Annotated in this window: 7 protein-coding genes; 1 reads left to right on the plus strand and 6 read right to left on the minus strand. The window is 70.1% G+C overall.

Annotated elements, in window-relative coordinates; translation table 11 throughout:
* Positions 1–387: 387 nt before the first annotated feature.
* The 3 genes from IGS69_RS34325 to IGS69_RS34335 all read right to left on the minus strand — a co-directional run bounded on the left by IGS69_RS34325 (position 388) and on the right by IGS69_RS34335 (position 3,035).
* The gene (locus IGS69_RS34325) at positions 388–1,170 is read right to left on the minus strand and encodes a hypothetical protein (protein WP_190895757.1); all 783 of its coding nucleotides are present in this window, start codon (positions 1,168–1,170) and stop codon (positions 388–390) included.
* 277 nt (positions 1,171–1,447) lie between these two features.
* Positions 1,448–1,624 (minus strand): hypothetical protein, encoded by a 177-nt coding sequence (locus IGS69_RS34330; protein ID WP_190895755.1) that lies wholly within the window; start codon positions 1,622–1,624, stop codon positions 1,448–1,450.
* Between the two features lie 277 nt (positions 1,625–1,901).
* Positions 1,902–3,035: a hypothetical protein gene (locus IGS69_RS34335; protein WP_190895753.1), complete on the minus strand. Its 1,134-nt coding sequence runs from the start codon at positions 3,033–3,035 to the stop codon at positions 1,902–1,904.
* Between the two features lie 103 nt (positions 3,036–3,138).
* Between IGS69_RS34335 and IGS69_RS34340 the strand changes: the two genes are divergently transcribed.
* Positions 3,139–3,906 carry a hypothetical protein gene (locus IGS69_RS34340; RefSeq protein WP_190895751.1) on the plus strand — a complete coding sequence of 256 codons (768 nt, stop codon included), beginning with the start codon at positions 3,139–3,141 and terminating at the stop codon, positions 3,904–3,906.
* A 53-nt stretch (positions 3,907–3,959) separates the two neighbouring features.
* Here the strand turns inward: IGS69_RS34340 and IGS69_RS34345 are convergent, their stop codons facing one another.
* The 3 genes from IGS69_RS34345 to IGS69_RS34355 form a co-directional block, all read right to left on the minus strand.
* The gene (locus tag IGS69_RS34345; protein WP_190895749.1) at positions 3,960–4,958 is read right to left on the minus strand and encodes a hypothetical protein; all 999 of its coding nucleotides are present in this window, start codon (positions 4,956–4,958) and stop codon (positions 3,960–3,962) included.
* A complete protein-coding gene (locus tag IGS69_RS34350) occupies positions 4,937–5,164 on the minus strand; it encodes a hypothetical protein (protein ID WP_190895747.1) in 228 nt (75 codons plus the stop codon). Before IGS69_RS34350 ends, IGS69_RS34345 begins: the two co-directional genes overlap by 22 nt.
* Positions 5,165–5,506: 342 nt before the next feature.
* Positions 5,507–6,520: a hypothetical protein gene (locus tag IGS69_RS34355; protein ID WP_190895745.1), complete on the minus strand. Its 1,014-nt coding sequence runs from the start codon at positions 6,518–6,520 to the stop codon at positions 5,507–5,509.
* Positions 6,521–7,428 lie beyond the last annotated feature (908 nt).

Here is a 7,428-nt window from a genome sequence, read left to right on the forward strand (position 1 = left end):
TGTGGCCCGAGGACAGCATCCCCTCCCGCCGGGACGGCGATACACCGGATGAGGACGGCGCGGCTCCCGCTGTTCGTGCGCAGATGAGCCGGCCAGGCCGGCCGATCGCGGTACCCGGCGGCGGCAGCATCGGCCGGACACAGGGCACGCCGCCGGGCGACTCAGTCTCTCTCATGAGCCAACCCGGCCCGGCGGGGGCCCAGGGACACCGACCCTATCGAAGCCGTCTCCGGCGGGATGGGTACGGACGGGCAGCGGGTCCTGGCGGCGGTGGAGCTGGAGCAAGCTCAGGAGGCGCCGGATGTGCAGGTCGCCGAGGAGGCCGTCCAGGTCAGGCTTGTCGCTTCGCCAGCATCCCCGGGGAAGCCGACTCGCCATCCGCTGCTCTTAGCACTGCGTCCCGTCTCCAGGGGAGCCTGTGTACCCAAACGCGACGAGCAAGCTGCACATGAACGACAGGTAGCGGTCCAATTCCGCCGCCCATTCTGGATCGGCGAGGTACTGGTAGGTGTTGAGGGCGACGGCGGCCAGGCTGGGTGCCCCCTCTTCTGGGAGGATGCCACCGACAACCGCCCAGCCCTGCCACATCTCATCCGCGGTCAGATAGGCGTAAATCTCCGGCTTCTCCGGGGTGCACCTCATCGCTACCTCCAGGACACCGCTTGCCCTCGTGCAGATGTGCGCGGCGTGGCACAGGTCGTGGTCGTCGGCCGTCTCGACGGTGCGCACCATGCCGAGAATGCCCTGAGCCCAGGGAGACTGTGCCAGCAGGTCGGTTCCGGTGAGTTCGGCTTGCCGGTGCACTTCACGAAGGTGCTCCAGCGCCCCGGTGTGGTCCGGCATGGCCTGCTCCAACGCTCCCAGCAGTCCCTCGATCCCGAGGTCGGCGGCGCCACCGAGAAGCAGCCGGGCTCCGGCTTCCTGCAGGGCCCAGTGGGAGATGTTCGCAAGGGCGGTCGCCGGCGGGTGGGGCAGTTCGAACCCGACCTCGGCGGCGTGGGCACGCAAAGTTGCTTCCAGGTCGCGCCGGGGCACACGACGGTTCGGCAGCATCTCCCGGGCGGCGTCCTGTCGGGCCTGGAAGGCCCGGTCGGAATCTCCGGTGGGGATCTTCTCGATTCCCGCCTGCGTCAGCGGCCGCTTCAGAGTCGCGACCAGGGCCCTGCGCAACCGCTGGGCGCTGTCCGGGGTGTCGTCGACTGCCCAGAAGAACCATCCGACCCACCCGATGCTGCGGCCGGGCCGCGCGGTGCTCGCCAGCCACAGGGCCCGAGGAGGATGAGGGGCCGAATCGTGGGGGAGTCGGGCTCGAACCAGGCCGAGGCCCTGGGGAGCCAGCCCTGTTGCTGCCAGCGCTCCACCTGCGTCGTGGTGGCCCTGCCCCCCTGTTCCTTGATGGCTCCGACCAGAGCTTCGTGGGCAGGGGACGGCTTTGTGCGGGGCATGGTCAATTCCTCCGGTCCTGGCTGCCGACGGTCAAGACGGAGTACAGGGTGAGCGCAGTTCCCAGGGCGCTCGCCCATGCCTCGCTCTGCGCGGCTGTGACGCCGGCGGCCGCTACCAGCAGCAGCACGGACAGGCGAGGGCTGCCGCCTCCGCCGGGGGCAGGCAGATTGGTGTTCACGTACGTGGTCCCTTTCCGAGGTCCTTGTGCCGGGTGCCCGGCAGCGCAGCTCAACCGCGTGGATCCACAGCGGCGCTGCCTCTAGAGAGCCACGCCCCTTCTCCAGCACTGCAGGAAACCTCGCGGGGTAGCCGTCCCTCATGACGCTGCCGCTTCCCGTACAGGTCCTTGGCCAGGATGAAGGCGGTCGGCTGGAGCGTCGGCCGCAGGCGACAGGGGGTTCGTCCGTGCTCCTACCCGACCGCTAAGCATTCCCCGTACCGGACTGCCCGTTCAGTCAGCGGCGCGCGGCCGGCTCGCACACCGTGCGCAGCCGGGCGGCGGGGTCGGTGTAGGGCATCAGCGAGTACTTGTCGACGAAGGGCACGATGACGGGCCACAGGCTCTCGGCGACAGGGGAGACACGGCCTGCGTGGCGTTCGGTCACGGCCGCGGCCGCACCCGCAAGCAGGTCGGCGAGCTGGACAGAGGGATGGCCGGTACTGGAGCCGCGGACAACAGCGGCGGCGTCGACGCCCCGTTCCCGCGTCAGCAGAGTCATCCCGACGGGGCTGCGGGCGTAGAGCCGCACCGTGCGCAGAGCCGCATCGGTAAGCATGCGCTGCTCATCGGTGAGCAGACTGACACGGCCCAGGCGGTGACCCCATCGGCGGGCCGTCTGGCTCACCGCAGGAATGAGCATCTCCAACAGGGGAAACTCCACGTCCCCGTCATGGAGAGCCGCGGCGTAGGCCCGGGTGTCCCGCAGCCGCGCCAGCAGCTCGGTGACGGCCTTGCGTGTCGAGGCCGCCCAAGCCCGGTCGATCACAGCGAAGAACGCCTGCGTCGCGGCTTCCCGCCGGCTCACACCCCGCTGGGAGGCCAGAGCCACAAACGAGGACATCACCTCTTCGAAGAGGGAGCCGCGCAGCGCCCGAGGCCCCTCGACCGCCAGGATGCGCGCCAAGCCACGGGCCTGACCGCCGGCATACAGGTTTTTGCCCTCGGCATGCTCCTTCTCCTCCAGCAGCAGGTCGATCACCTTCGCCGCCGCGGCGTACTCCTTGTCGACTACGTACACCGAGCAGCGGTCATGGAGCGCACCGCCTGGTCTCCACGCCTCCTCAAGCAGGGACCACCGCTGCGGATCGTCCTTAAAGAGACGGAACTTCAGCTCTCCTGCCTGTCGGACACGGGCCCGCTCCCGCAGCATCTGCACGAGTTCGGCAGCTTCGCGGTCGTCGACAGCGACCGAAGCGAAGACCAGGAAGCGACGCTCCCGGCCGACCAGCTGCTCTCCGTCCCATCCTGATTCGTCGCAGGCGACCCACCGCCCGTACTCCTCACCATCAGCGGTGGGCACCGAGTGGCTCAACTGGCTGTACTTCTCTCCGGTCAACGGCACGACCATATTGTCCCCGTCGCCAGACACACCGCTTGCGCTGGGATGCCCGGGGCTGCTCGGCTCCCGGGAATGTTCCTGCACCGCCAGAAATGGCTACCTGCTGCCCGAGCCCGCGTTCTACCGTGCAGGCATGAGCACGCAGGCCTTCAACGGCGCCTACCTCCTGCCCCTCTTCGGCGAGGTCGAGCAGGCCCGCGCCGACGGCGCCTACCGGCCACTGCCCGCCCCCGCCCCGGCCAGCAGCCTCGCCACCGACGACGCACCACTGGGCCCCTACGCCGCCTCCCACCTGATCCGCACCTCCTACACCGCAGGCCTGGCCCACGCCGACGCACTCCGCCGCCTGACCGTGGCCGGCGAGGTCGACCCCACCAGCCCCTGGACCCTGCTGCGCGGCGCCCTGGAGAACTTCGCCACCGGCCTGTGGCTCCTCGACGGCGCCAGCCGGGCCGAACGACGGCGCCGCGCACTGTCCCTGTGGGACGAAGACATGCGCAACCGCCACCAGCACGAACTCGACACCGGCCACACCCCGTCCGGCGGCGGCATGACCGGAGCACAGCGCCGGGCAGAGATCCGCGCCATCGCCGACCACCTCGCCCTGGCCCCGCTCACCGCACCCAGGACCCACCAGATCCTGCTCACCGCCGCCCCCACGGCAGGACTCACCGCGGTCAAGGTGGGCGCCGCCTGGCGGGCGGCCTCCGGCTTCGCCCACGGCCGCTACTGGCCCAACCTGCGCGCCTCCCAGCCCCGCGCCGCCATACCGGGAGACGACGGCGTCCACACCGTCGCTCTGGTCATCGACGAAGACCAGCACCGCCCACTGGCCGAGTACTGCCGCATCATGCTCCGCCGACTGCAAGAGCATTACAACGCCCGCGCCCAGGCCCGCTGACCCCCCGGCGAGCGGCCGGGCCCCCAGAGCCCGGCCCCTTCGCACCGGCTCGGCTACCGAACCGTCATCGAGCGAGGCGCCCGCTCGGCTACATCGCACTGCAGGTGTGCCGTCCCGCCTGAGCCGGGCTCACGGCGCCCGTCACGCTCCCGGGCAACGCAGGCAGCCAGCTCGGCGCGCAAGTCCGGCCCCGATCCCGCTGCGGCCTCGTTCTGCAGGGCCTCGAGCTCGTCAGCGCTGAGGCTGTCGACCCATTCGACCTGACTCTGGAACGCAGCCTGCTCCTCATCGCGCAGCCGCTGATCGTACTCATCGAGCTCGCTCTCATGCCCGGCTTCGATGCCGTAGAGCAGTTCGCGGCGGGTCTCCTCCCGCTGACGGCGATCCTCGGCCTGTTCCTCGGCCCGCTCGACGACCTCGCACGGATAGACAGCGGGCCCCCTGGGCCCGGCGACGATTTGACGGTGCGCGGCGAGCATGCCGGCGGTCGTCTCAGGCCCCGCCCCGTACGCCGCGAGCAGAGCCGACAGCTGCTCCGCGGTGGGGCGCCGACCCCTGAGGATGTTGCCGATCGTGCTTTTCGACAGCCGACCAGCCGCCCCCGCAGAAGCCGCCAGCGCCCGCAGCGAGGGCTCCTCGGCCTCCGCATGGATGCGCTGCAAAGCCCTGGTGAGACCACCCCAGGTGCTGACCCGCCGGGGAACGTACGAAGGACGCGGCCGCACGGGCACCGACGCCGACGGAGCGGTACGCCGCGCCGCCGCCAGCAGATCCAGGCCCCGCTGCTCGAACGCCCGGCCGTCGACGCCGCTCTTGCTCGCCCACGCCCAGGCGTAGGCACTGATCGTCTTCTCCGTCGGCAGCGAAGGCGCGTCGAACGCGCGCCGCAGCGTGCGCTCACCCACCGGCCGCCCGGCCATGACGGCCCTGTGGACCAGCCGCCGGAACGTCAGCCCACACTGCGCCTCGCGCATCCAGGCGTGCAGCGCGGCCAACTCCGGCCAGCACGCCGCGACAGTCCGGCGCTTCATCACCGGCTGCTCCCGGCGCACGCACCGAGCAGACAGCCCAGACGGCCGGGCATGAGCAGCGCCCCGGCGGCCGCCGCAAAGGCGACCAGAATGCCCGGGAGGGGGCGCTCGAGCGCGGCGAGCACGGTGACACACAGCACGGGCGTGACGGCGACGACCGCCTCGCCAACACCGAGCCGGCCCGTGCATCCAGCACTGTCGGACGCCGGGGGACAGGAAGAAGACATGGAGATACCTCACGATTGGCACGACAGGTGCGAGGAGTGGCCGGAGGCGAGCGCGCGCCCCGCAGCGACGCAACCGATCGTCGCAGCAGCCCGGGACCCGGCGCGACCTGCTCGCCGACGGCCCGAAGGAGGCGTACGCCCGCGCCCGGCCGCCAGGCGCAGCTCACCGGCTGTGAGGTCACTTTTCCGTCCACGCCCCTCCGCGCGACGATGACGACCCCCATGATCAGAAGGGCACTCACCCCCTCAGCCCCTGGACCATCTCCACCGCCCCGTTCCTCGTCGAACTCGCCTGTCACCCCCCTACATCGCGCGAACCGACCAGGACGGGTACCAACTTCTTCAAGATCTTTTAGCCGACCGTTCACCAGGCCCGACGCCAGCGCCCCCGTCCCGCCCCGGGACCGGCAGATCACGTACGGCCCCCGCCCATGCCTCACCGAAGCCGACGACCCCCGTCTCATCGCCCGGGACACGAAAGACGGCCGGGTCTTCAGCGAGCTGCTCCATGAGCGTCTCGTAGAGGTTGTCGTAGAACGGCTCGAGGCACACCACCAGGAGCTCGGCGAACTGCCTGGGGGAGGGGTTGACGGCCATGACGTGGTCCAGGAGCGGGAAGACGCCGAGGTCGTCGATCCGCCGCCGCAGCGCGGCCTGTGCCGGCGTGTCCGGCAGGAGCAGCCCGTGCAGCACGTACAACCCGTAGAACCCGCGCAGGCCGATCATCACCGTCCGCGCCCGGACCAACTCCTCGTCGCCCGCCCGCTGAACCTGACCCACGAAGTCCGCGTGCTGCTGGAGCTGCCCCCAGTCCACCGGCGGCCCCTCACCGCGCTCCGCCGCACCCAGCATCTGCGCCCAGTCCTCGACCGTCAGCCCGAACATGCCGAACGCGGCGAACGCCTCGGCCAGCGCATCCGTTCCGACCTCCTGCACCCCCAAGCCGACCGCGGCCACCAGGTGCACCATGCTCCTGAAGTCCCTCTCCGCATCCACCGGCACGTCCTCGCCGGCTTCGAGCGCCGCCCGCACCAGAGCAGGGTGCGCCGCCCCGCGGTACGCCCCCAAGACCCGGCCGGCGGCCGCATACAGCGCGTCCTGCCCCTCCTCACCCGCCCCGGCCGCGCTGCGAGCCAACGCCACCAGCCGCTGCGACACCGACCGCTCCAACACCCACACCAGCGCCTGACGCACAGTGCCGATCGCAGGCTCCGGCACCGGCACCGCCCCCGGCCGCACGCCCATACCGGCCTCGGCGAACCACTCCAGCACCGCCAGCCGACGATCACGCCCCTGCCGAAGATGCCGCGCCAGCACCGCCGCGCTCTCCACCACCACCGGATCAACCGCGTCCACCACCGACCCCCGGCCACGCCCGAGCCCCCGCCGCCGCACACACACACACCCCCCCACACCCCACACCCCCACCCCCACACACCCACCCCCACACACCCCCACACCCCACCCCCCCCACCCCCCCACACCCCACCCCACCCCACCACACCCCCCACCCCACCCCACCCCCCCCCACCCCACACACACACACACCACACACACCCCACCCCACCCCACCCCCCCCACCCCACCCCACCCCACACACACCCCCCCCACCCCACCCCACCCCACACCCCACCCCACCCCACACCCCCCCCACCCCACCCCACCCACCCCACCACCCCACCCCACCCCACCCCACCCCACACCCCCCCCCACCCCACAACCCCACACACCCCACCACCCACACACCCACCCCCCCCAACAAACCCACACCACCACCAAAACCCCACAACCCCACCCACCAACACAAAACCAAACCAAACCCAACTACCCACACCACACCCAACCAACCTCCAAACCAACACACCCAACACCACAAAAACAACCCCAAACCCACCCCACCCCCCACCACACCCCACACCCCACCCCCACCTCAAACCACCAAACACAGCAACCAGAACAGAAACCAGCCAACACCACATCACACCCCAACACTAACACCAACACCCACCAACAATCAACCAACAAACCTAACCTCCCAAGGCACAAACCCCACACTCAAAAAAAACAACAAGAACCCAACCACACAAGAAACCAACCACACACCAACCAAACCCTCACCCATCAAACCCCCCCACCAAATACCACCCACCACAGACAAACCACAAACTCACACCCCCCAACCACCAAACAACCCCATATCAACCCCACCCACCACCAAACCCACACCCCACACTCACACCCCCACACCACACACACACACACAC

This window comes from Streptomyces tuirus (genome assembly GCF_014701095.1).
Lineage (GTDB): Bacteria > Actinomycetota > Actinomycetes > Streptomycetales > Streptomycetaceae > Streptomyces > Streptomyces tuirus.

What these genes read in the sequence shown, in the direction of transcription:
- IGS69_RS34350 (WP_190895747.1), bottom strand. Translation starts at nt 5,164, where the DNA reads ATGTCTTCTTCCTGTCCCCCGGCGTCCGACAGTGCTGGATGCACGGGC.
- IGS69_RS34340 (WP_190895751.1), top strand. Translation starts at nt 3,139, where the DNA reads ATGAGCACGCAGGCCTTCAACGGCGCCTACCTCCTGCCCCTCTTCGGC.